Origin of the sequence: Streptomyces sp. NPDC057428 (assembly GCF_042803195.1) — a bacterium.
Taxonomy (GTDB): domain Bacteria; phylum Actinomycetota; class Actinomycetes; order Streptomycetales; family Streptomycetaceae; genus Streptomyces.
In genome coordinates, this window is sequence record NZ_JBHVCT010000001.1 from 43,012 (window position 1) to 68,425 (window position 25,414).

General features: G+C 71.4%; 24 protein-coding genes. 13 read left to right on the forward strand and 11 right to left on the reverse strand.

What is annotated here, in order from left to right; all coding sequences use genetic code 11:
- Positions 1-239 precede the first annotated feature (239 nt).
- From ACFU5K_RS00160 to ACFU5K_RS00170, 3 genes are all read right to left on the reverse strand, one after another.
- The gene (locus ACFU5K_RS00160) at positions 240-1,259 is read right to left on the reverse strand and encodes an endonuclease/exonuclease/phosphatase family protein (RefSeq protein WP_384054719.1); all 1,020 of its coding nucleotides are present in this window, start codon (positions 1,257-1,259) and stop codon (positions 240-242) included.
- A 156-nt stretch (positions 1,260-1,415) separates the two neighbouring features.
- Positions 1,416-2,126, reverse strand: coding sequence for a TetR/AcrR family transcriptional regulator (locus tag ACFU5K_RS00165; RefSeq protein WP_384054722.1), 711 nt, complete (start codon positions 2,124-2,126; stop codon positions 1,416-1,418).
- Between the two features lie 101 nt (positions 2,127-2,227).
- Positions 2,228-3,820, reverse strand: a complete 1,593-nt coding sequence (locus tag ACFU5K_RS00170) for an MFS transporter (protein WP_384054725.1) — start codon at positions 3,818-3,820, stop codon at positions 2,228-2,230.
- A 184-nt stretch (positions 3,821-4,004) separates the two neighbouring features.
- On the opposite strand from ACFU5K_RS00170, the gene panB reads away from it, so the two are divergent.
- From panB to ACFU5K_RS00185, 3 genes are all read left to right on the forward strand, one after another.
- A complete protein-coding gene (panB, locus tag ACFU5K_RS00175) occupies positions 4,005-4,892 on the forward strand; it encodes a 3-methyl-2-oxobutanoate hydroxymethyltransferase (protein WP_384054727.1) in 888 nt (295 codons plus the stop codon).
- 130 nt (positions 4,893-5,022) lie between these two features.
- Complete coding sequence (locus ACFU5K_RS00180) at positions 5,023-6,033, forward strand: ATP-binding cassette domain-containing protein (RefSeq protein ID WP_384054729.1); 1,011 nt, start codon at positions 5,023-5,025, stop codon at positions 6,031-6,033.
- The gene (locus ACFU5K_RS00185; protein ID WP_384054732.1) at positions 6,030-6,887 is read left to right on the forward strand and encodes an ABC transporter permease; all 858 of its coding nucleotides are present in this window, start codon (positions 6,030-6,032) and stop codon (positions 6,885-6,887) included. The genes ACFU5K_RS00180 and ACFU5K_RS00185 overlap by 4 nt, the downstream gene beginning before the upstream one ends.
- A gap of 3 nt (positions 6,888-6,890) precedes the next feature.
- Here ACFU5K_RS00185 and ACFU5K_RS00190 read toward each other — a convergent pair whose 3' ends face one another.
- Positions 6,891-10,220, reverse strand: a complete 3,330-nt coding sequence (locus tag ACFU5K_RS00190; RefSeq protein ID WP_384054735.1) for a BTAD domain-containing putative transcriptional regulator — start codon at positions 10,218-10,220, stop codon at positions 6,891-6,893.
- 135 nt (positions 10,221-10,355) lie between these two features.
- Between ACFU5K_RS00190 and ACFU5K_RS00195 the strand changes: the two genes are divergently transcribed.
- The gene (locus ACFU5K_RS00195) at positions 10,356-11,168 is read left to right on the forward strand and encodes a site-2 protease family protein (RefSeq protein WP_384054738.1); all 813 of its coding nucleotides are present in this window, start codon (positions 10,356-10,358) and stop codon (positions 11,166-11,168) included.
- Positions 11,169-11,183: 15 nt separating this feature from the next.
- Here the strand turns inward: ACFU5K_RS00195 and ACFU5K_RS00200 are convergent, their stop codons facing one another.
- A complete protein-coding gene (locus tag ACFU5K_RS00200; RefSeq protein ID WP_384054741.1) occupies positions 11,184-11,369 on the reverse strand; it encodes a hypothetical protein in 186 nt (61 codons plus the stop codon).
- A 79-nt stretch (positions 11,370-11,448) separates the two neighbouring features.
- Positions 11,449-12,159, reverse strand: coding sequence for an NADPH-dependent F420 reductase (gene npdG, locus ACFU5K_RS00205; protein WP_384054743.1), 711 nt, complete (start codon positions 12,157-12,159; stop codon positions 11,449-11,451).
- A gap of 152 nt (positions 12,160-12,311) precedes the next feature.
- On the opposite strand from npdG, the gene ACFU5K_RS00210 reads away from it, so the two are divergent.
- Together ACFU5K_RS00210 and ACFU5K_RS00215 are read left to right on the forward strand one after the other, a co-directional pair.
- Positions 12,312-12,914, forward strand: coding sequence for a hypothetical protein (locus tag ACFU5K_RS00210; protein ID WP_384054745.1), 603 nt, complete (start codon positions 12,312-12,314; stop codon positions 12,912-12,914).
- A gap of 44 nt (positions 12,915-12,958) precedes the next feature.
- Complete coding sequence (locus tag ACFU5K_RS00215) at positions 12,959-14,281, forward strand: MFS transporter (protein ID WP_384054748.1); 1,323 nt, start codon at positions 12,959-12,961, stop codon at positions 14,279-14,281.
- Here the strand turns inward: ACFU5K_RS00215 and ACFU5K_RS00220 are convergent, their stop codons facing one another.
- Positions 14,282-14,515 carry a hypothetical protein gene (locus ACFU5K_RS00220; RefSeq protein ID WP_384054751.1) on the reverse strand — a complete coding sequence of 78 codons (234 nt, stop codon included), beginning with the start codon at positions 14,513-14,515 and terminating at the stop codon, positions 14,282-14,284.
- Positions 14,516-14,573: 58 nt separating this feature from the next.
- Between ACFU5K_RS00220 and map the strand changes: the two genes are divergently transcribed.
- Both map and ACFU5K_RS00230 read left to right on the forward strand, forming a co-directional pair.
- A complete protein-coding gene (gene map / locus ACFU5K_RS00225; RefSeq protein WP_384054754.1) occupies positions 14,574-15,431 on the forward strand; it encodes a type I methionyl aminopeptidase in 858 nt (285 codons plus the stop codon).
- 174 nt (positions 15,432-15,605) lie between these two features.
- On the forward strand, positions 15,606-16,271 hold the full coding sequence (locus tag ACFU5K_RS00230) for a heme oxygenase (biliverdin-producing) (protein WP_384054756.1): 666 nt from the start codon (positions 15,606-15,608) through the stop codon (positions 16,269-16,271).
- A 51-nt stretch (positions 16,272-16,322) separates the two neighbouring features.
- Here the strand turns inward: ACFU5K_RS00230 and ACFU5K_RS00235 are convergent, their stop codons facing one another.
- A complete protein-coding gene (locus ACFU5K_RS00235; RefSeq protein ID WP_384054759.1) occupies positions 16,323-17,042 on the reverse strand; it encodes a PhzF family phenazine biosynthesis protein in 720 nt (239 codons plus the stop codon).
- 349 nt (positions 17,043-17,391) lie between these two features.
- On the opposite strand from ACFU5K_RS00235, the gene efeO reads away from it, so the two are divergent.
- The 4 genes from efeO to ACFU5K_RS00255 are packed head-to-tail and all read left to right on the forward strand — an operon-like array spanning position 17,392 to position 21,695.
- A complete protein-coding gene (efeO, locus tag ACFU5K_RS00240) occupies positions 17,392-18,528 on the forward strand; it encodes an iron uptake system protein EfeO (RefSeq protein WP_384054761.1) in 1,137 nt (378 codons plus the stop codon).
- 12 nt (positions 18,529-18,540) lie between these two features.
- On the forward strand, positions 18,541-19,800 hold the full coding sequence (gene efeB / locus ACFU5K_RS00245) for an iron uptake transporter deferrochelatase/peroxidase subunit (protein WP_384054764.1): 1,260 nt from the start codon (positions 18,541-18,543) through the stop codon (positions 19,798-19,800).
- Between the two features lie 40 nt (positions 19,801-19,840).
- The gene (efeU, locus tag ACFU5K_RS00250) at positions 19,841-20,809 is read left to right on the forward strand and encodes an iron uptake transporter permease EfeU (protein ID WP_384054767.1); all 969 of its coding nucleotides are present in this window, start codon (positions 19,841-19,843) and stop codon (positions 20,807-20,809) included.
- Positions 20,697-21,695 carry a hypothetical protein gene (locus ACFU5K_RS00255; protein ID WP_384055085.1) on the forward strand — a complete coding sequence of 333 codons (999 nt, stop codon included), beginning with the start codon at positions 20,697-20,699 and terminating at the stop codon, positions 21,693-21,695. The genes efeU and ACFU5K_RS00255 overlap by 113 nt, the downstream gene beginning before the upstream one ends.
- 37 nt (positions 21,696-21,732) lie before the next feature.
- Here the strand turns inward: ACFU5K_RS00255 and ACFU5K_RS00260 are convergent, their stop codons facing one another.
- Both ACFU5K_RS00260 and ACFU5K_RS00265 read right to left on the reverse strand, forming a co-directional pair.
- Positions 21,733-22,476 carry a bifunctional DNA primase/polymerase gene (locus tag ACFU5K_RS00260; protein WP_384054770.1) on the reverse strand — a complete coding sequence of 248 codons (744 nt, stop codon included), beginning with the start codon at positions 22,474-22,476 and terminating at the stop codon, positions 21,733-21,735.
- A 141-nt stretch (positions 22,477-22,617) separates the two neighbouring features.
- The gene (locus tag ACFU5K_RS00265) at positions 22,618-23,229 is read right to left on the reverse strand and encodes a TetR/AcrR family transcriptional regulator (protein WP_384054773.1); all 612 of its coding nucleotides are present in this window, start codon (positions 23,227-23,229) and stop codon (positions 22,618-22,620) included.
- Between the two features lie 183 nt (positions 23,230-23,412).
- Between ACFU5K_RS00265 and ddaH the strand changes: the two genes are divergently transcribed.
- On the forward strand, positions 23,413-24,228 hold the full coding sequence (ddaH, locus tag ACFU5K_RS00270) for a dimethylargininase (RefSeq protein WP_384054775.1): 816 nt from the start codon (positions 23,413-23,415) through the stop codon (positions 24,226-24,228).
- Here the strand turns inward: ddaH and ACFU5K_RS00275 are convergent.
- Positions 24,225-25,229: a small ribosomal subunit Rsm22 family protein gene (locus tag ACFU5K_RS00275; protein WP_384054778.1), complete on the reverse strand. Its 1,005-nt coding sequence runs from the start codon at positions 25,227-25,229 to the stop codon at positions 24,225-24,227. The two genes, ddaH and ACFU5K_RS00275, sit on opposite strands and share 4 nt — an antisense overlap.
- Positions 25,230-25,414 lie beyond the last annotated feature (185 nt).

A 25,414-nucleotide genomic window follows, 5' to 3' on the forward strand; every position in this document is an offset into this window, starting at 1 on the left:
GCTTCGTTGCCGGGACGGATTATGTATCCCGTCGGAACAAAGTCTCTCAGACGTTTCGTGCCTGGAGGTGAACGACCCGTTGCGCCGAGGTGTGATGTGGGCATCACTCGGCGGGCCGCACACGCCGTGGAAACCCCCGCCGGCGGCCCGGTCTCCTTGTGCGCAGGCGCAGTTCGGCCGTGCGGGCGGCCTTTGGGTCACGAGCGAACGCGGGCGTACCCGTCGTCAGGGCGCGGCACTCACAACTCGACGCGGGCGGCGATGGGGAGGTGATCGCTGGCCGTGGCGGGGAGGGTCCAGGACGCGAGGGGTTCGACCCCCCTGACCATGATCTGGTCGATCCGCGCCATCGGGAAGGAGGCCGGCCAGCTGAAGCCGAATCCGTCGCCGGCGGCGCCCTGTGTGGAGCGCATCTGGGAGGTGACCGCGTGCAGCGAGCGGTCGTTCATCGTGCCGTTCAGGTCTCCGAGCAGGACGACCCGTTCCACGGGTTCGTGGGCGATCGCCTCGCCGAGCGCGTCCGCGCTGGCGTCGCGCTGATTGGCCGTGAAGCCCGCGTTGAGCTTGACCCGCACGGAGGGCAGGTGGGCGACGTAGACCTTCACCGGGCCTTCGGGCGTGGTGACCGTGGCGCGCATCGCGCGGGTCCAGCCGAGCTTGATGTCGACGGGCCTGGACTCCGACACCGGGTACTTGCTCCACAGTCCTACGGTGCCCTGCACGGAGTGGTGCGGGTAGCGTTCGGCGAGCGCGTCCTCGTAGGCCGACACCTTGCCGCTGGGCAGTTCCTGCAGGGCGACCACGTCCGCGCCCGAGCGGGCGACCTGCCGGGCGGTTCCAGCGGGGTCGGGGTTGCCCGCGTTGACGTTGTGCGTCGCGACGGTGAGGTCGCCCCCGGAGCCCGACTTGTCGCTGAACAGCAGGCCGCCGAAGAGATTGAGCCAGACCGCGACGGGCAGGACCAGCGCGATCACCGCCGTGGCCGAGCGCCGGAGCAGGCCGAAGGCCAGCAGCACCGGCACCATGAGGCCGAACCAGGGCAGGAAGGTCTCGATGAGACTGCCCAGGTTGCCGACGGTGTTGGGGATGTCGGCGTGGAGGACCAACACGAGCGTCAGGACGACCGAGCAGAGCGCGAGAATGATGCCCCGTCGCCAGATGCCGGGGTCCGACGCGAATCTGCGCAGCGCCCCGAAACGGGAGACCGGCTGCGAACCCGCGCCGGGGCTCTCGGTGTCCGCCTTGTACGCCTGCACCATCGCGCTCGTCCTCACTGCCTTGCCGTACACATCACCGCGCCTCACGACCCTAGGCGATGGGTGACGCCATTCGTGCCGCCGACGACGGCCGTACTGCCATCAGGACGACGGTAGCGGTGCGGCGGGTTCCGGCCCGTACGGCTTATGACAGAACGATCACATTGCGGCCGCCGCCGCCCCGGCGCCCGTGACCTGCGGATTCGCCGGCCTGGGCGCGAGCCCTTGGAGAAGGATCAGGATGATGCGGTCCGCGAGGTCCTCCGGCAGGGGCGCGTCGGGACGGTGGACGGTGCGTACGAGCATGGGGCCAAGGAACAGGTCGTCCATGAAGTCCACGTCGAGGTCGCCGCGGAGTTCCCCCGCGTCCACGGCCCGCCGCACGGCGGCCAGCATGGCGGCGCGGCGCGGCGCGATGACGGTGCTCTGGTACTCGGTCCACAGCCTGGGGTGCTTCTTCATCTGCACGAACACGTTGTGCAGGAGGGTCGAGGAGCGCTGGGCGAGACCGCGCGTACGCATCGATTCCAGAAGCACCCGCAGGTCGTCGAGGCCCGCGGTGCCGGAGACGGTGGGCTCGGCGGGCTCGATGTCGCGCAGGACGTCGACGAAGATCTCCTCCTTGCCGCTCCAACGGCGGTAGATGGTGGCCTTGCCGACGCCGGCGGTGCGGGCGATCCGCTCGATGGACAGGCCGTCCAGCGTCTCGCCCGCCTCCAGGAGCTCCACGACGGCGTCCAGGATGGCCCGCTCCACGGCCGCGCTGCGTGGGCGGCCGCGGCGGACCTCCGGGGCCGGGCTGGGGGCGGACGGGTCCTGGGGCCCGTCCCGCTCCGGGTCCTGCCCCGGGTTCTGTGCCGCCTGCCGCACGTGGGCCGCCTCTCGCTGCGCCGTTCCGCCGTTCGCTCTTGACCGTCAGTCTCGATTCTCGCCGACCGGCGGACGCTCAGCGACCGCCGGCCGGCGGGAGATCAGGACTGCAGCACCCGCTCCTCGCCGGCCACGGGCGCGACGGCCGGCGGCCTGCCGGGCAGGAAGGCGGCCACGACGGCCGCGCCGACCAGGGCGACGGCCGCGGAGCCGAGAGCGGTGACGTGCATCGCGCCGATGAACGCGTCGTGCGCCGCGGCGATCAGCGGCCTGCCTGCCGGGCCGAGCTTCTCCGCGACGCCCAGGGTCGCCTCGATGGACTCCCCCGCGGCGTCCCGCGCACCGGCCGGTACGCCGCCGAGATGCCCCTCCATGTCGCTGCGGTAGACCGTGGAGAGCACCGAGCCGAGCACGGCGATGCCCAGCGCCCCGCCGACCTGGCGGAACGTGTTGTTGATGGCGGAGCCGGAACCGGCCCGCTCCCGTGGCAGCGCCTGCATCACCGCGACGGTGACCGGCGGCATGATGTGGGCCATGCCCGTTCCCTGGACGAAGAAGACCAGGCACAGCATCCAGAGCGGGGTGTCCGCCTCGAAGAGGGCGAAGGCCGCGAGACCTGCGGCGACCAGGAGCATGCCGACGGTGCAGACGGCGCGGGCGCCGAAGCGGTCGACGACCAGGCGGGCGCGCGGCGCGAAGATCATCTGCGCGACGGCGAGCGGCAGGATCAGCAGACCGGACTCCAGCGCGGAGTACCCGCGCACGCTCTGCAGGTAGAAGGCGGAGAAGAACGTGACGCCCATCAGCGCGAAGAAGACCAGCGCGATGGCCGCGACGGCGGCCGAGAAGGCGGGCTTGCGGAAGTAGGAGATGTCGATGGACGGGTGACTGCTGCGCTTCTCGTGCCAGACGAAGCCCGTCAGGACCAGCAGGCCGCCGATCAGCGGAACGAGGACGGTGACATCGGTGAAGGAGGCGAGTTCGCCGCCGCGGATGATGCCGTACACCAGCAGGACCAGGCCCACGATGGACAGGACGACCCCGAGCGGGTCGACCCGGCCGGGGTTCGGGTCGCGGGAGTCGGGGACGAGCAGGGCCATGGCGATCAGGGCGACGATCACCACGGGCACGTTGACCAGGAAGATCGAGCCCCACCAGAAGTGCTCCAGGAGCACCCCGCCGGTGATCGGGCCGATGGCGATGCCGAGCCCGACGCCGCCGGCCCAGATGCCGATGGCCTTGGGCTGCTCGTCGCGCTCGAAGACGTTCATCAGGACGGCGAGGGTGGCCGGCATCACGAACGCCGCACCGAAGCCCATCAGCGCACGCCAGGTGATGAGCTCGCCTGGTGAGGTGGAGAGCGCGGCCAGGCCGGAGCCGGTGCCGAAGACCAGGATGCCGGCGAGCAGGACCTTCTTGCGGCCGATGCGGTCGCCGAGCAGCCCGGCGGTGAAGAGCAGCCCGGCGAAGACGAGCGTGTAGGAGTTGATGGCCCACTCGAGCTCGCTCTGGGTGGCGCCGATACCGGTCGGCGCGGGGCTGGCGATCGTCTTGACCGCGACGTTCAGGATCGAGTTGTCCAGAACGACGATGAGCAGGCTGAACATGAGGACGCCGAGGATGGCCCAGCGGCGGCGGTGGACCGCTTCGGGGACACGGGGCGCGGCGGCAGGGGCGCCGGACGGTATGGACATGGCAGGACTCTAGCCGATTTCCAATACGAGACCGTCTCGTATTGGAAAGAATTTACCCGGCCGACACGCACTGTTCCCGGTGGCCCGGTGGGCCCACTTCCCGGGAACGGCCGCGGGATGCCACCATGGAAGGGATCCGGGGACGCCGTCAGGGCGCCACGAGATGACGAAGGAGCCGTTGGCCATGTCGCTTCAGGCTGCGCAGAACCAGTCCGCCACACCCCCCGCGAGTCCCACCCCCGGCGCCGGAAAGGCGCTGTACGGGGGCGCGAGCACCCGCCGCATCACCGTCCACGACATCGCCGCCGCCACCGAGCGGGGCGAGAAGTGGCCGATGCTCACCGCCTACGACGCGATGACCGCGTCCGTCTTCGACGACGCCGGCATCCCGGTCATGCTCGTCGGCGACTCCATGGGCAACGTCCACCTCGGTTACGAGACCACGGTGCCCGTCACCATGGACGAGATGGCCATCCTCTCCGCCGCGGTCGTGCGGGGCACCAAGCGCGCCCTCATCGTCGCGGACCTGCCCTTCGGGTCGTACCAGGAGGGCCCGGTCCAGGCCCTGCGCAACGCCACCCGGCTGATCAAGGACGCCGGCGTCGGCGCGGTCAAGCTGGAGGGCGGCGAGCGCTCGCACGAGCAGATCCGCCTCCTGGTCGAGGCCGGGATCCCCGTCATGGGCCACATCGGCCTGACGCCTCAGTCCGTCAACTCCATGGGCTACCGGGTGCAGGGCCGCGGCGAGGAGGCCGCCCAGCAGCTCCTGCGCGACGCCAAGGCGGTGCAGGACGCGGGCGCGTTCGCCGTCGTCCTCGAGCTCGTACCGGCCGAGCTGGCCGCCGAGGTCACCCGTACGCTCCACATCCCGACCGTCGGCATCGGCGCCGGGCCCGACACGGACGCCCAGGTGCTGGTCTACACCGACATGGTCGGACTGACCGGCGGCAAGGTGCCGCGCTTCACCAAGCAGTACGCGAACCTGCGCAAGGTGCTCGCCGACGCCGCCAAGGAGTACGCCGAAGAGGTCGTCGGCGGTACGTTCCCGGCGGCGGAGCACACCTTCCACTGACGCCCCGCCGACCACTGCCGCACCACCGACAGCCCGCCGACTTCCCCCCATCGGCGGGCTGTCGCCTTCGGTGGGCCCGCTGTCGGCGACATGTCGGTGACTTGTCGGTGCGGGCTGGTGTCATGTGTCCATGAAGCGACACGACAAGAACCTCAGGGGCGGCGCGAACGCCGTCGAGGTACGGGGGCTGGTCAAGCACTACGGCACGACCAAGGCGCTGGACGGGGTGGACCTCGACGTACGCGAGGGCACCGTCCTCGGCGTCCTCGGGCCCAACGGCGCAGGCAAGACCACCCTCGTACGCTCTCTGTCCACCCTGATCCTGCCCGACGCCGGGCACGCGGTCGTGGCGGGCTACGACGTGGTGACGCAGCCCCGCCAGCTGCGCCGGACCATCGGCCTGACCGGGCAGTACGCCTCGGTGGACGAGAAGCTGTCCGGCTGGGAGAACCTCTACATGATCGGCCGGCTGCTCGACCTGCCGCGCAAGAAGGCCCGCTCCCGCGCCGACGAACTGCTGGAGCGCTTCTCGCTCACCGACGCGGCCAGGAAGGCCGCGATGGACTACTCCGGCGGCATGCGGCGCCGGCTGGACCTGGCCGCATCCATGATCGGCAGCCCGGCCGTCCTCTACCTGGACGAGCCGACGACCGGTCTCGACCCGCGTACCCGCAACGAGGTCTGGGACGAGGTGCAGCGGATGGTGGCGGAGGGAGCGACCGTGCTCCTCACCACGCAGTACATGGAAGAGGCGGAACAGCTCGCAAGTGAACTCACCGTCATCGACCGCGGAAAGATCATCGCCCGGGGCGGGGTGGACGAGCTCAAGGCCAAGGTCGGCGGCCGCACCTTGCAGATCCGGCCCTCCGACCCCGCCGAACTGGCCGCGATGGCACAGGCGGTACGGGATGCCGGGCTCGACGGCGTCGCAGGCGCCCAGGGGGTCCCGGACGAAGGGCTGCTGTACGTGCCGATCCTCAGCGACGAGCAGCTGACCGCCGTGATCGGCCTGCTCGGCACCCGCGGGTTCTCCCTCGCCCACGTCGCCACCGCGCTGCCCAGCCTGGACGAGGTGTTCCTCGCCATCACGGGCGACAAGGCCACCGTCACCGACTCGATCCCCCAGGAGGTCGCGGCATGAGCACGACGACTCTGACGCCCACCCCCACCGGTACCCCCGCGTCCGCACCGGCCGCGGAGCTCCACGACGAGGGCCGGATCGGGCTGCGGAACAACCTGCGCCACATCGGGGCACTGGTGCGGCGCAACCTGCTCCAGATCAAGAAGGATCCGGAGTCGATGTTCGACGCACTCCTGATGCCGGTCATCTTCACGCTGCTGTTCGTGTACGTCTTCGGCGGCTCGGTGGGCGGCAGCATGGGCGGCGGCAGGCAGGAGTACCTCAACTACCTGATCCCGGGCCTGATGGCGATGATGGGCATGAACATCGCCATGGCGGTCGGTTCGGGTGTCAACGACGACTTCCGCAAGGGGGTCATGGACCGGTTCCGCACGATGCCGATCGCCCGCTCCTCGGTGCTCATCGCGAAGATCGTGGTCGAGCTCGGCCGGATGATGGTCGCCACGCTGATCCTGCTGGGCATGGGCTTCGCGCTCGGCATGGAGCTTCAGGAGTCGGTGCTCGGGATGATCGGGGCCATCGCACTCTCGGCCACCTTCGGCGCCGCGATCATGTGGATCTTCATCCTGCTCGGACTGACCATGAAGACCGCTCAGTCGGTCCAGGGGATGGGGATACTCGTGCTGATGCCGCTCCAGTTCGGGTCCTCCATCTTCGCCCCGACCGGAACGATGCCCGGATGGCTCCAGACGTTCACCGACTACAACCCGCTGTCCAACCTGGCCGACGCCGCCCGCGCCCTCATGATGGGCGGCCCGCTCGCCCACTCGGTGTGGGTGACGCTCGGCTGGACCGTGGTCATCACCGGTGTGATGGCGCCGCTCGCGGTGTCGAAGTTCCGCAAGACGTCCTGACGCCTACTCGTTCCCGTACGCGCGCACCAGGGCGGTGGCCTCCTCCAGAAGGAGGCCGCCGCCTTCGGCGTACGCGGCCTCGTAGGCGGACTCGTCCACCAGCAGCGCCCTGACGACGAGCTCCGCGTCGGCCAGGTTCTGACGCTCCGTCGAGGCCGGTACGTGCCCCTTCGGCAGCAGCGCCGCCTGGAGGCCGAGCAGCATCGCCGAATCCCGGCCGCTGTGCTCACCTCCCAGCCCGGCGACGGCCCGGGCGAGGGTGACCAGATGGGCGGAGGTCATCTGTGGCGCCACCATCAGCGCCATCGAGCTCCGCGAGCTGCCCAGCGCGCGCAGGGCCCCGGCCAGCGCTTCGGCGTGACGGCCCTCGACGTTGTCCAGCCAGGCGAGCAGGCCCACGACGAAGCCGTCGAAGATCGCCACCGTCTCCGAGCCGAACTCGGCGCGCAGCAGTATGAGCTGCTCCCGCGCCTCTGCGACGCGGCCGGTCCGGCCCAGCAGCTGGGAGAGGTAGAGCCGGGCGGCGGGCCGGGCCTCGTTCCCCAGGGTGCGGCTCTCCGCGAGCACCTCGCGCAGGATGCCTTCCCCCTCCTCCGGCCGGCCGGTCTCGCAGAGCGCGGAGGCGTACCGGGCCCGTAGCAGCGCCACCTGTGACGGCGCGCCGAGCTGCTCCGCGTAGCCGACCGCGGCGAGGAAGTCCTCGGCAGCCGCCTCGTTGCGGCCCGCCCGCTCGTTGGCCTCGCCGCGGGAGGAGTACGCCTCCGCGACGCCCCAGACGTCACCGATGCGGAGGAAGATGTCCAGGCTCTCGTCCGCGTCCTGCCTGGCCTCGCCCGTCCATTCGGGCCGGTTGGCCAGCACGTTGGCCCGAAGCTGGAGGGCGGCGGCGAGCTCCCACTCGAATCCGAACTCCCGGCAGGCGCGCACCGTCTCGTTCGTGAGGTGACGCAACTGGTCGGGCTCGCCGGTGAATATGACGGCGAACAGCCAGAGGGCACCCGGCATCCGGCAGGTCTGCGGCTGGCCCACCCGGTAGGTACGGGCGATCACCCGCAGCCGCGCCTGGCCTTCGTCGGCCGTCCAGTCGTCCGCCGTGTGGTCCAGGCTGGCCAGCTCGACCAGCCGCACTCCGCGCCGCGCCTCCTTCAGACGCTCGGCCTCCATCGGCGGTGGCCGGTCCGTGCAGCGCTCGAACAGGGAGGGTACGGGCTCGGCGGACTCACCGAAGGGGTCGGGGCTGAGGGCGCCGACGGCCTCGGACCAGTGCCGGGCGTCGGCGCGCAGGTCACGCATCTGCCAGTACCAGGCGAGGGACAGCACGAGGCAGAGCGCTTCGTGCTCGTCACGCGCGGCCGTCGCTCGGCGCAGCGCGGTGCGCAGGTTCTCGTACTCGCGCTCGAACCTCTGGATCGCCGCCAGTTGGCGGGGGCCACGGAGTTCCGGGTCGGTGGTGCGGGCCAGTTCCCGGTAATGGACGAGGTGCCGGCGTTCGGCGGCGGACCGCTCTCCCGCCTCACCGAGGCGCTCCGTTGCGTATTCGGCCACGGTCTCCAGGAGCCGGTAGCGCATGTCGCCGTCGTCGCCCGGGGCGGCGACCACCAGGGACTTGTCGACCAGGGAACCGAGGAGCAGCGCGACGTCACGGGCGTCGGCCGGCGCCGCCCCGGGCAGGCAGCAGACCTCCTCCGCCGCGGCGAGGTCGCATCCTCCCGCGAACACCGACATCCTGCGCAGTGCGGCACGCTCGTCGTCGTCGAGGAGGTCCCACGACCAGTCGACGACGGCGCGCAGGGTCTGCTGGCGCGGCAGTACGGTACGGCTTCCGCTGGTCAGCAGGCGGAACCGGTCGTCGAGACGGTCCGCGATCTGGCGCGGGCCGAGCATCCGCAGCCGGGCCGCGGCCAGTTCGATGGCGAGCGGGAGCCCGTCGAGGCGCCGGCAGATCTCGGCGCAGGCCGCCGCCGTCTCCGCGTCGGAGTCGACCCGGAAGCCCGGCCTGGCCGCGGCGCCGCGCTCGGCGAGCAGGCGCAGGGCCATGGGGTCGGGCAGCGGGTCGACGGGCCGCAGCAACTCGCCCGGGACGCCGAGGGGCTCACGGCTCGTCGCGAGGACGGTGAGGCCGGGGCAGCGGGCCAGCAGGTGTTCGGCGAGTCGGGCGGCGGCCGCGATCACGTGCTCGCAGTTGTCGAGCAGCAGGAGCATGCGGCGTCCGGAACAGTGCTCGGTAAGGCGGGCGAACGCGTCGCCGGCCCCGCCTTCGGATCCCCTCTCCACGGCGCGGAGCCCTTCGGCACCCGCGCCCCGCAGCACGGTCTCACGTGCGCCGAGCGCGCTGAGCACGGCTTCGGGGACCGCTTCGGGGTCGTCGACCGGGGCGAGTTCGGCCAGCCAGACGCCGTCGGGCCAGGACTCGGCGGCGCTCTCCGCGGCCTCCTGGGAGAGCCGGGTCTTTCCGGCTCCTCCGGGGCCGAGGAGAGTGACCAGCCGGGACCCGGCGAGGTCGCCGCGCAACGCGGCGATGTCCGCCTCGCGCCCGACGAAGCTCGTGAGCCTGGCCCGCAGGTTTCCCTGCCGTACGGGCATGGTGACGGCCCGGGTGGCCGGGGCCGGCGGGCCTTGGCGCAGCAGGTCCGCGTGCAGGGCGCGCAGTGCCGGGCCGGGATCGGTGCCGAGCCGTTCGGCGAACAGGGTGCGGACCTCGTCGTACGCGGTAAGGGCCTGCGCGGCACGTCCGGCGTCCCTCAACGCCCTGATGCGCAGGACCTGCAGGGGTTCGTCGAGCGGGTGGGCGGCGCAGAGCCCGGCGAGTTCCGGCAGCACCTCCTCGGCGCGGCCCAGGGCGAGGACGGCCTCGATACGGATCCGGCGTGCGTCGAGGCGTCTGGCGTCCCAGCGGGCGGCCGCCACGGCACGGTCGGGCAGGTCTGCGAGCGCGGGCCCGCGCCACAGCGCGAGGGCGTCGTCAAGGACGGCGACGGCCTTCACCGGGTCGCTCTCCTCCACGGCCCGCGCGCCGTCGCCCGCCAGCCGCTCGAAGCGGTACAGGTCGACGGACCCGGGATCGGCGGCGAGCCGGTAGCCGCTCTCCGCGGATTCGACGGCGGCCGGGCCGAGGGCCCGTCTGAGCCTGCCCACGAGTGCCTGCAGTGCGCCCACGGCGTCGGCGGGCGGGTCGCCGTCCCACACCTCGTCGACGAGGGTCCCGGCCGGGACCGTGCGGCCCGGGCGCAGGGCGAGCACGGTGAGCAGGGCGCGCAGCCGCGCCCCGCCGAGGTTGACGGCCGTGCCGTCGGCCCGGAGGGCGCGGGTGGTACCGAGGATGCCGTAGTGCACGCGCCCATTGTCCGTGACGGCCGTGGTCCCCGTGGAACTACCACCTGGCTGCGGGACGTTCCCGCCGTGTCACCCGTAAGGTCGGGGGCCCGTCCCGTGCCGCGCAGTCGCGGCCCAGCGCTCAGGAGTGCTTCGATGACCACCGCGTTCCGTCGTCCCAGCGACCGGCGGGTCAGTCCGATCTTCCTCGGGATCGTCGCCGTCACGGCCGTCTCGGGCTGGGCGGTGTGGACCGATTTCGCCGAGCAGACCGGCTTCGCCGTCTTCCTGTTCGTCACGGCTGCCTGGATCGTCTCGCTCTGTCTCCACGAGTACGCCCACGCGCGCACCGCGCTCCACAGCGGCGACATCTCGATCGGGGCGAAGGGCTACCTGACCCTCAACCCGCTCAAGTACACCCACGCCCTGCTGAGCATCGTGCTGCCCGTGCTCTTCGTCATCATGGGCGGCATCGGCCTGCCGGGCGGGGCGGTCTACATCGAGCGGGGGCGGATCAGCGGGCGTTGGAGGCACAGCCTGATCTCGGCAGCCGGCCCGCTGACGAACGTCCTGTTCGCCGTCGTCTGCACGGCGCCGTTCTGGCTGGACGCCCTGGACGGCGTCCCGCTCTCCTTCCGGCTCGCGCTGGCGTTCCTCGCGCTGCTCCAGGTGACGGCGGCGATCCTGAACTTCCTGCCGGTGCCCGGTCTCGACGGCTACGGCGTGATCGAGCCCTGGCTGTCCCACGGCATCCGGCGCCAGGTGGAGCCGTTCGCGCCCTTCGGGCTGATCGCCGTCTTCGCCCTCCTGTGGATCCCCGAGGTCAACGGGGTCTTCTTCGACGCGGTGGACGCACTGCTGCGGGGCCTGGGAGTGAGCGAGGTCGAGACCTACTGCGGCCTCGACGCCTACCGCTTCTGGCAGGAGTGGTTCGGCGGCCAGGACCCGGGCTGCGCGATGATCCGCTGACGGCCTCGTGCACGGTCAGCCGGCGGCCCGGGCGCGGGCCTCCGCCTTGTGCTTGCGCAGGTAGAACCAGGTCATGTTCGACGAGAGGCCGGCCAGCAGCACCCAGACGATGCCGAGGAAACTGCCCTGGACGAAGGCGACCACGGCCGCGGCGACGGCGAGGACGCAGACGGCCAGGGAGTAGAGAGCGAGGCGGGGCATGAGGGCTGGTGCTCCTGTCCGGGGGTGGTGCGCGGTCCCCTTCAGTGTCCCTCATGCCCGGTTCGGCTCCGGCGCGGGCTCACACGTCGGTGGTGCGCAGGCCCGCGTGTGCCTTGTAGCGGCGGTTGACGGAGATCAGGTTCGCCACCAGGGACTCGACCTGGTGCGCGTTGCGCAGCCGGCCGGCGAAGACCCCGCGCATGCCGGGGATACGGCTCGCGAGCGCCTGCACGGTGTCGGTGTCGGCGCGGGCCTCGCCCAGCACCATGACGTCGGTGTCGATCTCCTCGATCGTCTCGTCCTGGAGCAGCACCGCCGACAGGTGGTGGAAGGCCGCGGTGACCCGGGAGTCCGGCAGGAGGGCGGCCGCCTGCTCGGCGGCGCTGCCCTCCTCGGGCTTCAGTGCGTAGGCACCCTTCTTGTCGAAACCCAGCGGGTTGACGCAGTCGACGACGAGCTTCCCGGCGAGCTCCTCGCGCAGGGACTCGAGCGTCCCGGCGTGGCCGTCCCACGGTACGGCGACGATCACGACATCGCTGCGGCGCACGCACTCCGCGTTGTCCGCACCCTCGACACCGAGGCCCAGTTCGGCTGCGGCGGCCTCCGCGCGGTCGGCGGCGCGTGAGCCGATGACCACCTTCTGCCCGGCGCGGGCGAAGCGGTAGGCGAGTCCGCGGCCCTGGGGGCCGGTCCCGCCGAGCACACCGACCGTCAGGCCGGACACGTCGGGAAGGTCCCACGGGTCCTTGGCGGGGGGCTTGGGGGCGCTGCCACTGTCATTCGTAGTCATGGCGCCGACCCTACTGCCAGGTAGCGGGCCGGGAACCGTCACCCGGGCCACCTCCACGACGTGGCACCGCCGACGGGCCGCGACGCCCCGTCCGGGTGGATTACCGCGTTCGGCCGACACCCCGCACCCTTCGGCGTGCATGATTCCGGACCATGGACGCGGTACGTGTCGCCCTGCTGCGCGAGGTACTCGCCGGGACGCAATGGCCCTCGGCCGCCCGGGTGTTCGCCCGCGCGCTGCGGTCTTCGGTGGTCCCCCGGCGTGGCGGTCTGCTGCTCGTGGGGACCGAGGTCTACGAGCCGTGGCACATGGCCGCTCACCTCGCGGACGAGTCGACGTGGTCCGGGCTGCCCCAGCTCAGGCCCACGCTCGTACGCCACCGGGTGGAGCCGGACGATCCCGCGCACCTGGCCGTCGGACTCGGCCGGATCGAGGCGGCCGGGCGCGGCGAGACGCTGCTCCTGGTCGCGCCCGCGCGGCCGGACGCCGGACTGCTGGAGCGCGTGCACGACGCGCGCCGGGCGGGGGCGACCGTGCTCTCGCTGGACGGCGGCGACCCGGAGGTGCGGGGCCTCGCCCACGAGGCGCTGACCGTCTCGGTCGAGGACGAGGTGGACCTCGACACGATGCAGCATCTGGTGAGCGCGGCGGCCGGGGAGAACGTGGCGGTCACCCCGCGCGGCCGGAGGTCGTTCCGGGACCGGATGTCCCGGCTGGCCGACCAGCTGACGGCTCCCCCGCCGGCCCGGTGGTGAAAACAGGTTGCCGCAGCGAGCCCGGGGACGGACCATGATCCCTCGTGACCTCCCGCCTGCTGCCCGACCTCTCCCCCTGGCGTTCCTCCGCCGACTTCCGGCTGCTGTGGGTCCAGGGACTGGTGACCTACTTCGGCAGCTTCATGGCCCTGATCGCGCTGCCGCTGCAGATCAAGCACCTCACCGGCTCGCCGCTCGCCGTAGGGGCGATGGGAGCTGTGGAGCTCGTGCCGCTGGTCGTCTTCGGGCTGTACGGCGGGGCACTGGCCGATTCCGCCGACCGCCGCAGGGTCATCCTGGGCACCGAGGCGGGGCTCGGGCTGCTCGCCGTGGTCCTGCTGGTCAACGCGCTCGCCCCGGAACCCGCGCTCTGGCCGCTTTACGTGGTGGCGGGCGGGGTGTCCGCGCTGGCCGGGCTGCAGCGGCCGGCCCTGGACTCCCTGATGGCCAGGATCGTGCCGCACGACCAGCAGACCGCGGCTGCCGCGCTCAACTCGCTGCGCTGGCAGGTCGGCGCCATCGCCGGACCCTCGCTGGCCGGGGTGGTGGTCGCCTACGCGGGGCATGCCACCGCCTATGCCTTCACCGTCGTCACGTTCGCCGTCTCGGTACTGCTGTGCCTGCGGCTCTCGCCCGCGCCGCCGGCCCATGACGCCGACAAGCCGTCCTTGCGCGGGATCGCCGAAGGCGCGCGCTACGCGTGGAGCCGCCCGGTGCTGCTCGGGACGTACGCGATCGACCTCGCCGCGATGTTCTTCGCCTTCCCGAACGCGGTATTCCCCTTCCTCGCGGACGACCTGGACGTCGAGTGGGCCCTGGGGCTGATGTACGCCGCCGGATCGGTTGGCTCGCTCGCACTGGGGCTGACCAGCGGCTGGACCTCACGCGTTCGCCGGCACGGGCTGTTCGTCGTGGGCGGCGCGGCCGGCTGGGGACTCGCCATCGCGGCGGCCGGCTGGTTCCAGAACATCTGGCTGGTCCTGGTCTGCCTCGCCGTCGCGGGAGCGGGCGACATGCTCAGCGGGCTCGGCCGGTCGACCATCTGGAACCAGACGATCCCGGACGAGCTGCGGGGGCGGCTCGCCGGGATCGAGGTGCTCTCGTACAGTGTCGGCCCTCAGCTGGGGCAGGTCCGGGCCGGCGCGATGGCCGGCTGGACGGGGGCCCGCTCCGCGGTGGGGACGGGCGGGGTGGCGTGTGCCGCCTCGGTGGCACTGCTGGCTGTGGCGCTGCCGAAGCTCCTCACCTACGACTCCGCGACGGACGAGGACGCGCACCGCAGGCGGGCGGCGGGTGCCGTGCCGGCCGAGGAGCTGCCCGGCACAAAGCCCGCGCTGCCTGCCGCGGAGCCGGGCGTCCTGCCCTAGCTAGGGCCTCTCGTCCGGGGCCTCTCCCGTGCGGTCGTGCCACTTCGGGTCGTTCTCCCACTCGAGGTTCCGCTCCCGCGCCGTGTCCATCGCGTGCTGCGCCTCCTCGCGGGAGGTGTACGGGCCGAAGCGGTCCTTGGCCGGGCACTCGGGCCCTTCCTCGACCTTCTTGTGCTCCAGGCAGTAGAACCATTCGCCCGGTTTGCCCACCGTGCGCTTCTTGAACAGGGCCATCGACGGATCCTTTCCTCTCTGCCATGGTGCCCCGAGACCGCTGGTTAGACTCGCTGGCATGTCTGGCCAGTCGCTTCTCGTACCAGGGGAGATCACTCCCGTCCGCTCCGTTCCCGGAAACATCCGGCGTCCCGAGTACGTGGGCAAGCCCGCGCCCACGCCGTACACGGGGCCGGAGGTCCAGGACTCCGACACCGTGGAACGCATGCGGATCGCGGGCCGCATCGCGGCCCAGGCGATGGAGGAGGCCGCCAAGCACATCGCCCCCGGGGTCACCACCGACGAACTCGACCGCGTCGCGCACGAGTTCATGGTGGATCACGGGGCGTACCCGTCGACCCTGGGTTACCGCGGGTTCCCGAAGTCGCTCTGCACCTCGCTCAACGAGGTCATCTGCCACGGCATCCCCGACTCCACGGTGCTGCGCGACGGGGACATCGTGAACCTCGACGTCACGGCGTACATCAACGGGGTGCACGGCGACAACAACGCCACCTACCTCTGCGGGGACGTCGACGAGGAGTCACGGCTCCTGGTGGAGCGCACCAGGGAGTCGCTGAACCGCGCCATCAAGTCGGTGCGCCCCGGCCGGCAGATCAATGTGATCGGGCGCGTCATCGAGTCGTACGCCAAGCGGTTCGGCTACGGCGTGGTGCGGGACTTCACCGGGCACGGGATCAACACCTCGTTCCACTCCGGCCTCATCGTCCCGCACTACGACAGCCCGCACGCGACGACCGTGATGCAGCCGGGAATGACGTTCACCATCGAGCCGATGCTGACGCTCGGGTCCCACGACTACGACATGTGGGACGACGGCTGGACCGTGGTAACGAAGGACCGCAGGCGCACGGCCCAGTTCGAGCACACACTGGTGGTGACGGAGACGGGCGCGGACATCCTGACGCTCCCGTAGGACCCCGGGACCGTCTCACGGGGCCGGGGGTTTTACCGACACAGAGTCGGGAACCCGTTGACTTAGGTAAACCTAAGAGGATCGGCGTATCGGCGCGCGGCGGCGCGAACCGCTGCTGCCGGTACGTGCGTATCCGTCCGGACTTCCCGCCCCCTCGGTCCCCGGAGGCCCGCCTTGGACTCGACCGCCACCATCACTCCCTTCTCGGCCCTCATCCGCACCGCCTCGCAACGGCAGCACACGGAGGCCGAGACCTCGGCCTTCATGGGCGACATGCTGGGCGGACGGCTCGGGATGGACGCGTACACGCGCTACACGCAACAGCTGTGGTTCGTCTACCGCGCACTGGAGGACGATGCGCCATCGCTGCGCGAGGACCCGGTAGCCGGACCCTTCATCCGGCCCGAGCTGATGCGCGCGGCCGAGCTGGAGCGCGACCTCATCCACCTCTGCGGTGGGGGGTGGAGGGACGGCCTGGAGCCGCTGCCCGCCACCGCGGCCTATGCGGCACGGGTCGCAAAGTGCGCCCGGGAGTGGCCCGGCGGATACGTGGCCCACCACTACACCCGCTACCTCGGGGACCTCTCGGGCGGCCAGATCATCCGCGGCACCGCGGAGAGGACCTGGGGCTTCGAGCGCAAGGGCGACGGGGTGCGGTTCTACGTCTTCGAGCAGATCCCCAACCCGGCCGCCTTCAAGCGTGACTACCGGCGGCTGCTGGACGCGGTGGACGCCGACGACCTGGAGAAGCAGCGCATCATCGATGAGTGCAGGCGCGCGTTCACTCTGAACACCGCCCTCTTCCACGAGCTCGGCCGGGCCTTCCCGCTCAGCGCGTAGCGGCGCCGGGCGCCTGTCACTGCGGGAACGGGGCACCCTGCGAAGCCCCCGTCAGGACGCCACCGCGAGAAGGACGCGTCCCCCGACCTCCACCATGCCGTCGGGAGCAGGCGCTGTCAGGATCTGCGAGCCGCGCCCCTGCGTGATGTTGAGCGCCCGGCCGAGCCGGGCACTCAGCAGCAGGGCGGCGGCACCGGTCGCCTCGTCCTCGACGATCCCCCCGGGACAGGCCCCGGCTCCGCAGCAGCAGCCGCCGCCGCCGCGCTCGTCATGGCGCCGCGGGAAGCCGCGCGCCCGTACGCGCCCGGCCGCCTCGTCCTCCCATGCCCAGACGTAGAGCCATCCCTCGCCGGGCGGTGGCCCGGTCAGCGCGTCGACCTCCGCTACCGAGTCGTACTGTTCGAATGTCCTGGGCGGCACCCACTCCGGGCGGGCCGTGATCCAGGTGAACTCACCGTCCTGGCGCGCCATAACGTCCCCGACGGGCAGCTCGAGGATCTCCAGGTCCAGCAGCCAGGCCGCCCCCACGAGCGGATACCCGGCGAACGGCAGCCGGAGTTCCGGGGTGCGGATGTCCAGGACACCTCGCTCGGGATCGTCCACGAAGACGGTCTCGCTGAAGCCCAGCTTCCGCGCGAGCGCCTGCCGGGAATCATCGTCGGGGTATCCGCGCCCGTCCCGTACAACCCCGAGCGCATTGCCATGGCGGCCGTCCGGGTCGCAGAACACGCGCAGTACGTCGATGCCCTCGGGTACGTCGAAGTCGTTCACGCACGCATTCAAGCACCGTCCGCGCCTGGGTGCCGCGGGCACGGGGATCAGACGGTGCGGCGAAGACGCCGGCGATCACCACTCCGGCGAGCTGGGTGCCCCTGGCGGTACGTGCCGCCGGGGACACGCCGAGACCTCGTCGCACCGAAAGGGATTACTTGACCTCCCCTTTACCATCCCATGGGTTACCCATGGGGCGACTGCGATCCGGTCGTGCCCATTCTCCCGCAGTGAGACCTGAATCACGCGAAAGAGGGGTATCGGTGAGGTAAGGCACGGTTAAGTTAGGGCCACCTCACCTACTTTCGTCCGTACCGTCCTTCGCTCTTTTCACCTTGTGGAGCCCCGCATGCGAGCCCTTCGTACCTCCGTCGTCACCGCTGTCGCCACGGTGGCCGCACTGACCGCCGTGACGGGCTGCGCCGAGAAGAGCGACGGCAAGGGAGACGGCGCCGTCCAGGTCGTGGCCAAGGACGACTCGTGCGCGGTGTCGTCCAAGAAGATCCCGGCGGGCCACGTCGAGCTCGCCGTGGAGAACAAGGGGTCCAAGGTCACCGAGGTCTACGTCCTGTTCCCGGACGACCGGATCGTCACCGAGCGCGAGAACATCGGCCCGGGCACCAGGGCGAAGATCACGGCCGAGATCAAGGCCGGCTCGTACGAGATCGTCTGCAAGCCCGGCATGAAGGGCAAGGGCATCAGCCAGACGGTCGAGGTCACCGGAGGCGAGGCCGCCGCGCGCAGCCCCGAGATGGACGAGGCCGTCGCCGGCTACCGCACCTACGTGCAGGCACAGGCCGACGAGACGCTGCCGAAGGTGAAGGTCTTCACGGACGCCGTTGCCGCGGGCGACGTCGAGGCGGCGAAGAAGGCGTACGCCGACTCCCGGATCGGCTGGGAGCGCACCGAGCCGGTGGCCGAGTCCTTCGGTGACATCGACCCGAAGGTCGACGTCCGCGAGGACGGCCTCGAGGACGGCCAGAAGTGGACCGGCTGGCACCGTCTGGAGAAGGCGCTGTGGCAGGACGGGAAGCTCGGTGCCGAGGAGAAGGCCCTCGCGCCCGTTCTCTACAAGGACCTGCTGGACTGGCAGAAGCGTGTCGGCCGGGCCGACATCACCCCCACCTCGATGGCCAACGGTGCCAAGGAACTCCTCGACGAGGTCGCCACCGGCAAGGTCACCGGTGAGGAGGAGCGCTACAGCCACACCGACCTCGTCGACTTCAAGGCGAACGTCGAGGGCGCCGAGCAGTCCTACACCCTCCTCAAGCCGATCGCATCGAAGAACGACGCGGCGCTGACCGCCTCCCTGGACAAGCAGTTCGCGGCGCTGAACACGCTGCTGGACAAGTACCGCTCGGACAAGGCGTCCTACGACTTCACCTCGTACGACAAGGTCGGCAAGGCGGACCGCAAGGAGCTCTCCGACGCGGTCAACGCGCTCGCCGAGCCGCTGTCCAAGCTGGCCGCCGCGGTCACGAAGTAAGGGGAGCGGAACATGGCCGGGGACACCGGGAACAAGGAATCGGGCGCCGCCCCCTCGCGCCGGGCGCTGCTCGGCTGGGGCGGTGCCGGGCTGGCGCTCGGCGCCGTGGCGGCAGGCGGCGCGGTCGCCGCCGCGCGCTCGGGTCAGGACGCGGATCCGGCGCCGGAAAGCGGCGGCGCCGTGCCCTTCCACGGGGCGCACCAGGCGGGCATCGCCACCGCCGTCCAGGACAGGCTGCACTTCGCCTCGTTCGACGTGACGACGACGGACCGGGCGGAACTGGTCGCGCTGCTCAAGGAGTGGACCCGGGCGGCCGAGCGGATGACCGCCGGACGGGCCGTGGGCGAGGGGGCGTACGGCGGCGCCGAGGAGGCCCCGCCGGACGACACGGGCGAGGCTCTGGGGCTCAGGCCCTCCCGGCTCACGCTGACCCTGGGCTTCGGCCCCTCCCTGTTCGCAGCGAACCGCTTCGGCATCGAGGACCGGCGGCCCGAAGCACTCGTGGACCTGCCGAAGTTCCCCGGCGACAACCTCGACTCCGCCCGCAGCGGCGGCGATCTGTGCGTCCAGGCCTGCGCCGACGACCCCCAGGTCGCCGTGCACGCCATCCGCAACCTCGCCAGGATCGGCATGGGGCGGACCGCGATCCGCTGGTCGCAGCTCGGGTTCGGCAAGACGTCCTCGACGACGCCCGGCGCCCAGACCCCGCGCAACATGATGGGCTTCAAGGACGGCACCCGGAACATCTCGGGTACGGACGCGGCGGCTCTGAGGAAGCACGTGTGGGCCACCGGGACGGACGGTGCCGGGTGGATGGCGGGCGGGTCCTACCTGGTCGCCCGGCGCATCCGGATGCACATCGAGACCTGGGACCGCGCGCCGTTGCGGGAGCAGGAGGACATCTTCGGCCGGGACAAGGGCGAAGGCGCGCCGGTCGGCAAGGCCAAGGAGCGCGACGAGCCGTTCCTCAAGGCCATGCTGCCCACCGCGCACGTACGTCTGGCCCACCCTGACACCAACGGCGGTGCGACGATCCTGCGCCGCGGCTACTCCTTCACCGACGGCACGGACGGCCTGGGCAGGCTGGACGCGGGGCTGTTCTTCCTCGCCTACCAGCGGGACGTCCGCAAGGGATTCATCCCCGTGCAGCGCAGCCTCGCGGGCTCCGACGCGCTCAACGAGTACATCCAGCACGTGGGTTCGGCGGTCTTCGCCGTCCCGCCGGGCGTCCGCGACGGGGACGACTGGTGGGGCCGGGCGCTGTTCTCATGACCGGTACCGTTCTCCTGACCGAGACCGTGGAAGGACCCGCATGTTCGGCAACTACCTGATCGGCCTGCGCGAGGGGCTGGAGGCGGGACTGGTCGTCTGCATCCTCATCGCCTACCTGGTCAAGACCGGGCGCCGCGACGCACTGCGCCCGGTGTGGACCGGCATCGCCATCGCCTGCGCCATCTCGCTGGCCTTCGGCGCCGCGCTCGAATTCGGTTCTCAGGAGCTGACGTTCGAGGCGCAGGAGGCGCTGGGCGGTTCGCTGTCGGTCATCGCCGTCGGGCTGGTGACCTGGATGGTGTTCTGGATGCGGCGTACCGCGCGGCATCTGAAGAAGGAGCTGCACGACAAGCTCGACTCGGCTCTCGCCATGGGAACCGGCGCGCTGGTGGCCACCGCCTTCCTGGCGGTGGGCCGTGAGGGCCTGGAGACCGCCCTGTTCGTCTGGGCGTCGGTGCGCGCGAGCGGCGAGGGCTCCTCGTCGCCGCTGATCGGGGTCCTGTCGGGCATCGCGACCGCGATCGCGCTGAGCTGGCTGTTCTACCGGGGCGCACTGAAGATCAACCTGTCGCGGTTCTTCACCTGGACGGGCGGCATGCTCGTGGTCGTGGCGGCGGGTGTACTCGCCTACGGCGTACACGATCTGCAGGAGGCCCGCTTCCTCGGAGGCCTCCAGGACAAGGCGTTCGACGTCACGGCCACGATCCCGCCGGACAGCTGGTACGGCACGCTCCTCAAGGGCGTCCTCAACTTCCAGGCCGACCCGACCGTTCTCCAGGTCACGGTGTGGGCGCTGTATCTCGTCCCCGCACTCGCGCTGTTCCTCGCCCCGGTAGGGTTCAGGCGGTCAGTGCGGACGACGGATCAGAAGGCGCAGAAGGCAACGGATGACAAGGCTGGGTCGACTGGCGGCGGGGCTCGCGACGGCGACGGTGCTGAGCGTGACGGCGAGCGGCTGCGTGACGGTGCACGGCGAACTGGCAGTCGTGCCGGGGGCGACGAGGTCTGAGGCCGCGAAGGCCCTGGAGGACTTCACCGTCGCGTACAACAAGGCGGACAAGGCGTACGATCCGGCGCTGGACGCGGACCGGGTCACCGGTTCGCTCGGTGCGATCAACCAGGCGGGCCTGGCCGCGCGCGGGAAGAACAACCCCGGCGGCAACGCGGCCCACAAACCGCTGGAGCTGACGGACGCCTCGTACACCATTCCCCAGAAGGCGGGCTGGCCGCGCTGGTTCCTCGCGGACACCGACTCCGACCGCGACCAGGACGGCGGGAAGGCGGACACCCGCTGGCTGCTGGCGTTCGTGCGTACCGGGCCGGACGCGACGTGGAAGGTCGCCTACCTGGCGGTCGTGGCGTCGTCCGAGGTGCCGAAGTTCCGTCTGAGCGCCGACGGCTGGGCCCAGCCCGTGCCCTCCGCGGACACGGACGCCGCACTCTCCACTCCTCCGGCGCAGCTCAGCGCCACCTACACCGGCTTCCTCCGGACGGGCACGCCGGACGTCTTCGCCCCGGGTGCGACGACCTCGGGCTGGCGGGACGCGCGGAAGAACACCCGCAGGGCGGGTTTCTCGTACCAGTACGTCGACCAGGCGCTGGATTCCGGGACGTTCGCGCCGCTGGGCCTGACGACGGAGGACGGCGGCGCGCTGGTCTTCTTCAGCAGCAGGCACTTCGAACGGCAGACCGCGGCCGAGGGCCTGCGCCCGACGGTCACGGCGGACGTGAAGGCGCTGCTGACCGGCGAGGTGAAGAGCACCCTCACCAAGGAGCGGGTCTCCAGCCAGCTCGTCTACGTGCCGAAGAAGGGCGCGGGAGATCCCGGGGACACGGGCGGCGGGGTACGGGTGCTGAACCGGCTGCCGGGTCTGATCGCGGCGCAGGGTTCCTGACCGCCGGCCCCGGGGCGACCCCGGGCCGGCGGATCCGTCAGCGGCTGAGCGGCCAGGCCACCGCGTCGTGGGCGAGTTCGCTCTCGTCGGCCGTGTCCGCGTACTGCGCGCACGCGTCGGTGAGCGTCTCCAGCAGGGTCAGCGGATCGGGCAGGGGGTTCTCGGGGCCGCGGACCCAGTGCACGTCCAGCTCACCGGGGAGCCGTGCGGGCGGCAGGAGGACGTAGCTGCCGCGGCAGTGCCAGCGCAGACCCGGATGCTCGTCCATGGTCTCGGGGTGGCAGTCCAACTCGCAGGGCCACCACTCGTCCTCGTCGTCGGGGGTGCCGCGGGTGGCGGTGAAGAAGAGCATCCGGTCGTTCCCGGACTGCGCGACCGGCCCCACGTCGACCCCGGCGTCGGTGAGCCGCTCCAGAGCGGCGCGCCCGGCGGTCAGGGGTACGTCGAGGACGTCGTGGACGAGACCGGTCGCGGTGATGAAGTTGGCAAGCGGCTGGCCGGCCGCCCAGCGCTCGATCTGGTCGCGGTCCGTCGTGGACTGCGTCTGCCAGGCGAACGAGACGGGGTGCCGCGCCGGAGTGGGACAGCCGACGCGTTCGCACGAACATCGGTACCCCGAGGGATGGGCTGCGGGTGAGATGGGCATTCCTGCTTCGGCGACGGCCAGGAGCAGTCCCAGCCGGGCCGCGTCGTCGGCCTCCGGCCGTGGTTTCGGCCGCCTGCGCAACCACTGGGAAATCCTGCCCTCTGTGCCGCGATAGCGGCCGGAATCGGCGCCCATCTATCCCCTCACCTCAGCGGTTTCCTCTCCATCGTCCCACCATCCTGCTCCTCGGGTGGCCGAAGTTCCCGAGCGGGGTGCCCGGAAAGCCGTGCGGAGGCGTGACGACTCGTGGCGAATGTCACGGAATAGATGATCGCTTCAGGGCCTGGGAGTGAGTCCCCGCAGGGCGTGGTCGACCACGGCGTCGGCGTACTCGTGGGTCAGCGGAAGGGTTCTCAGCAGCCAGCGGTGGGTCAGCGGGGCCACGAGGAGCTCCAGGGCGACGCGCGGATCGATGTCGTCGCGGACGTCTCCGGCCTCCTGCGCGGCGCGAAGACGTGTGACATACAACTGGAGCTGAGGTTCGAGCAGATTCTCCACGAACCGGGCGGCCAGCGCCGGATCGATGACCCCTTCAGCGGTCAGGGCCCGTGTGGGCGCCTCGGTCGCCGGGTCGTTCAGCTCGTCGACGGTGGCCCGTAGGACGTTCCTGAGATCGGCGGCCAGGTCTCCGGTGTCCGGGATCGCGGGTTTCCCGGCGCCGTCCGCCTGCCGGGCGGCCATGTCGAGGAACGCCTCCATGAGCACGGCCGCCTTGGAGGGCCACCACCGGTAGATGGTCTGCTTGCCGACCCCCGCCCGGGTGGCGATGCCCTCGATCGTCGTACTCGCGTATCCCGCCTCGCCGACCAGGGCGAGCGCGGCGTCGTAGATCGCACGGCGTGAGCGGTCGCTACGGCGGCTGGAGTCGGGAGTCTTCTGGGGTGCCATCGGGCCAGCCTAGAGCTCTGCGGTCCGATACGTATCGTCTTGCGGTTCACCCCGTCGGCCCACGCGAACCACCCGAACGGATCACAGCGCAACGGCCCGGCGGAGGCGCACCATGAGCTCACGCACACACCCCGTGCGTATCCCGCCGTTCCGCGGCCCAGGCCGCCGTTCGTAGGAGCCCGCATGACCCGTGACGCCACCCCTCGTCGCTACCTGATGTGCGCCCCGGCCCACTTCGAGGTCACGTACTCCATCAACCCGTGGATGGACCCTTCGAAACCCGTGGACCTTCCCCTGGCCAACACCCAGTGGGAGGACCTGCGTGACCGCTACCGGGCGCTCGGCCACACCGTCGAGCTCCTCACCCCGCGCCCCGACCTGCCCGACATGGTGTTCGCCGCCAACGGGGCGACGGTCGTCGGCGGGCGCGTCCTGGGTGCCCTGTTCGCCTACCGCGAGCGGTTCGCGGAGGCCGAGGCGCACCGCGAGTGGTTCCGGTCCAACGGCTTCACCGATATCCACGAACCGGCCCATGTCAACGAGGGCGAGGGCGACTTCGCCGTGACCTCCTCGTACGTCCTGGCCGGGCGGGGCTTCCGGTCCAGCCCGCTCTCCCACGGCGAGGCGCAGGAGTTCTTCGGGCGCCCGGTGATCGGCCTCGACCTGGTGGACCCGCGCTACTACCACCTGGACACCGCGCTGTGCGTGCTCGACGACGCGGCCGACGAGATCATGTACTACCCCGGGGCCTTCTCGCCCGGCAGCCGCTCGGTGCTGGCCCGGCTCTTCCCCGACGCACTGATCGCCCAGGAGGCGGACGCCGCGGCGTTCGGTCTCAACGCGGTCAGCGACGGGCGGCACGTGCTGCTGCCGCAGGGCGCCGTGGGGCTCTTCGACCCGCTGCGCGACCGGGGCTTCGAGCCGCTTCCGATGGATCTGAGCGAGCTGCTCAAGGGCGGTGGCAGCGTGAAGTGCTGCACCCAGGAGCTGCGGCCCTAGGGCTGCTCGTCGATCCCGGGCGGCGGCCACGCGTCGCCCCACCCGGTGTCCCGGGCGGCCCGGTAGAGCGTGCCGTGCCGCTTGGTGACGGTGGCGCGCCGCAGGCCCTCCTCCCGGGTGCAGAGCTCCAGCAGCACCTGACCCTTGCGGATCTGCGGCCTGCGCGTGACCCGGGCCGGGGCGGGCTCGGTGGGGAAGCGTGTCGCGACCACGTAGCTGAACTTCTCGTCCTCGTGGCTGAGCGTGCCGCCCTTGACCTGGCGGTGCAGCGACGACCGGCTGACCCGCGCCGAGAAGTGGCACCAGTCGGTGCCGGGCTCGATGGGGCAGGTGCCGTCGTGCGGGCAGGGCGCCGCGACGCCCATCCCCGCGGCGATCAGCCGGTCGCGTGCCTCGATGACGCGGGCGTAGCCGTCGGGGGTGCCGGGCTCGACGACGAGCACCGCCTGGGCGGCGGCCGCCGCGGCGTCCACCAGCGCGACCCGGTCCTCGGGCCTGAGCTCCTTGAGTACGTACGACACCGTCACCAGGTCGGTGGGTGCGAGGTCGAGCGCCGTGCCGATCCGCGCCCGCTGCCAGGCCGCGGTGCGCAGACCGGGAATGCCGGACGCCTCGGCCAGCTCGCGGCCGAGCGCGAGGGCCGGCTCGGCCCAGTCCAGCACCGTGGTCCGCGGCCCGTCCCACGCCCCGGCGACCGCCCAGGTCGCCGCACCCGTACCGCCGCCGATGTCCGTGTGCGTGGCGGGGGTCCACCCCGGGGCGGCCTCGCGGAACGCGTCGAGGCAGGACCGTACGGCCTCGAAGGTCGCGGGCATCCGGTACGCGGCGTACGCGGCGACGTCCGAGCGGTCCCGGAGCACCGGCGCGTCGGTGGGAGTGGTCCCGCGGTAACTGGCGATCAGCCGCTCGACCGCCTGCGCGGCCTGTGTCGGCGGCAGGCCGTCCAGCAGGGCTGACAGCGCCGCGCGCAGGGTCTCCGCGGTGGGGATGGTGTCGTTCACCGCCGAATTGTAGGCGCAGCACACCCGGGTCACGCAGCCCGGTGTTCCGGCACACAACCGGGACGGAACGGCTGCATGACCGGACTGCTGTCCAAGCACCGGCCCGTTGTTACTGGAAAACGGCGGTGTCCCCGGGTGCCGCCGCGCCATTCCCGTTCGCCCGGGCACGTCGCACCGGCCGGGGC

Coding starts and splice junctions, on each gene's coding strand:
- ACFU5K_RS00200 (WP_384054741.1), bottom strand. CDS start 11,369: ATGCCCCGCCTCGCTCTCTACTCCCTGGCCGTCTGCGTCCTCGCCGTC.
- ACFU5K_RS00160 (WP_384054719.1), bottom strand. CDS start 1,259: ATGGTGCAGGCGTACAAGGCGGACACCGAGAGCCCCGGCGCGGGTTCG.
- ACFU5K_RS00185 (WP_384054732.1), top strand. CDS start 6,030: ATGAGCACGACGACTCTGACGCCCACCCCCACCGGTACCCCCGCGTCC.
- ACFU5K_RS00195 (WP_384054738.1), top strand. CDS start 10,356: ATGACCACCGCGTTCCGTCGTCCCAGCGACCGGCGGGTCAGTCCGATC.
- efeO (WP_384054761.1), top strand. CDS start 17,392: ATGCGAGCCCTTCGTACCTCCGTCGTCACCGCTGTCGCCACGGTGGCC.
- ACFU5K_RS00170 (WP_384054725.1), bottom strand. CDS start 3,820: ATGTCCATACCGTCCGGCGCCCCTGCCGCCGCGCCCCGTGTCCCCGAA.
- ACFU5K_RS00210 (WP_384054745.1), top strand. CDS start 12,312: ATGGACGCGGTACGTGTCGCCCTGCTGCGCGAGGTACTCGCCGGGACG.
- ACFU5K_RS00220 (WP_384054751.1), bottom strand. CDS start 14,515: ATGGCCCTGTTCAAGAAGCGCACGGTGGGCAAACCGGGCGAATGGTTC.
- panB (WP_384054727.1), top strand. CDS start 4,005: ATGTCGCTTCAGGCTGCGCAGAACCAGTCCGCCACACCCCCCGCGAGT.
- ACFU5K_RS00260 (WP_384054770.1), bottom strand. CDS start 22,476: ATGGGCGCCGATTCCGGCCGCTATCGCGGCACAGAGGGCAGGATTTCC.
- ACFU5K_RS00265 (WP_384054773.1), bottom strand. CDS start 23,229: ATGGCACCCCAGAAGACTCCCGACTCCAGCCGCCGTAGCGACCGCTCA.
- efeU (WP_384054767.1), top strand. CDS start 19,841: ATGTTCGGCAACTACCTGATCGGCCTGCGCGAGGGGCTGGAGGCGGGA.
- npdG (WP_384054743.1), bottom strand. CDS start 12,159: ATGACTACGAATGACAGTGGCAGCGCCCCCAAGCCCCCCGCCAAGGAC.
- map (WP_384054754.1), top strand. CDS start 14,574: ATGTCTGGCCAGTCGCTTCTCGTACCAGGGGAGATCACTCCCGTCCGC.
- ddaH (WP_384054775.1), top strand. CDS start 23,413: ATGACCCGTGACGCCACCCCTCGTCGCTACCTGATGTGCGCCCCGGCC.
- ACFU5K_RS00180 (WP_384054729.1), top strand. CDS start 5,023: ATGAAGCGACACGACAAGAACCTCAGGGGCGGCGCGAACGCCGTCGAG.
- efeB (WP_384054764.1), top strand. CDS start 18,541: ATGGCCGGGGACACCGGGAACAAGGAATCGGGCGCCGCCCCCTCGCGC.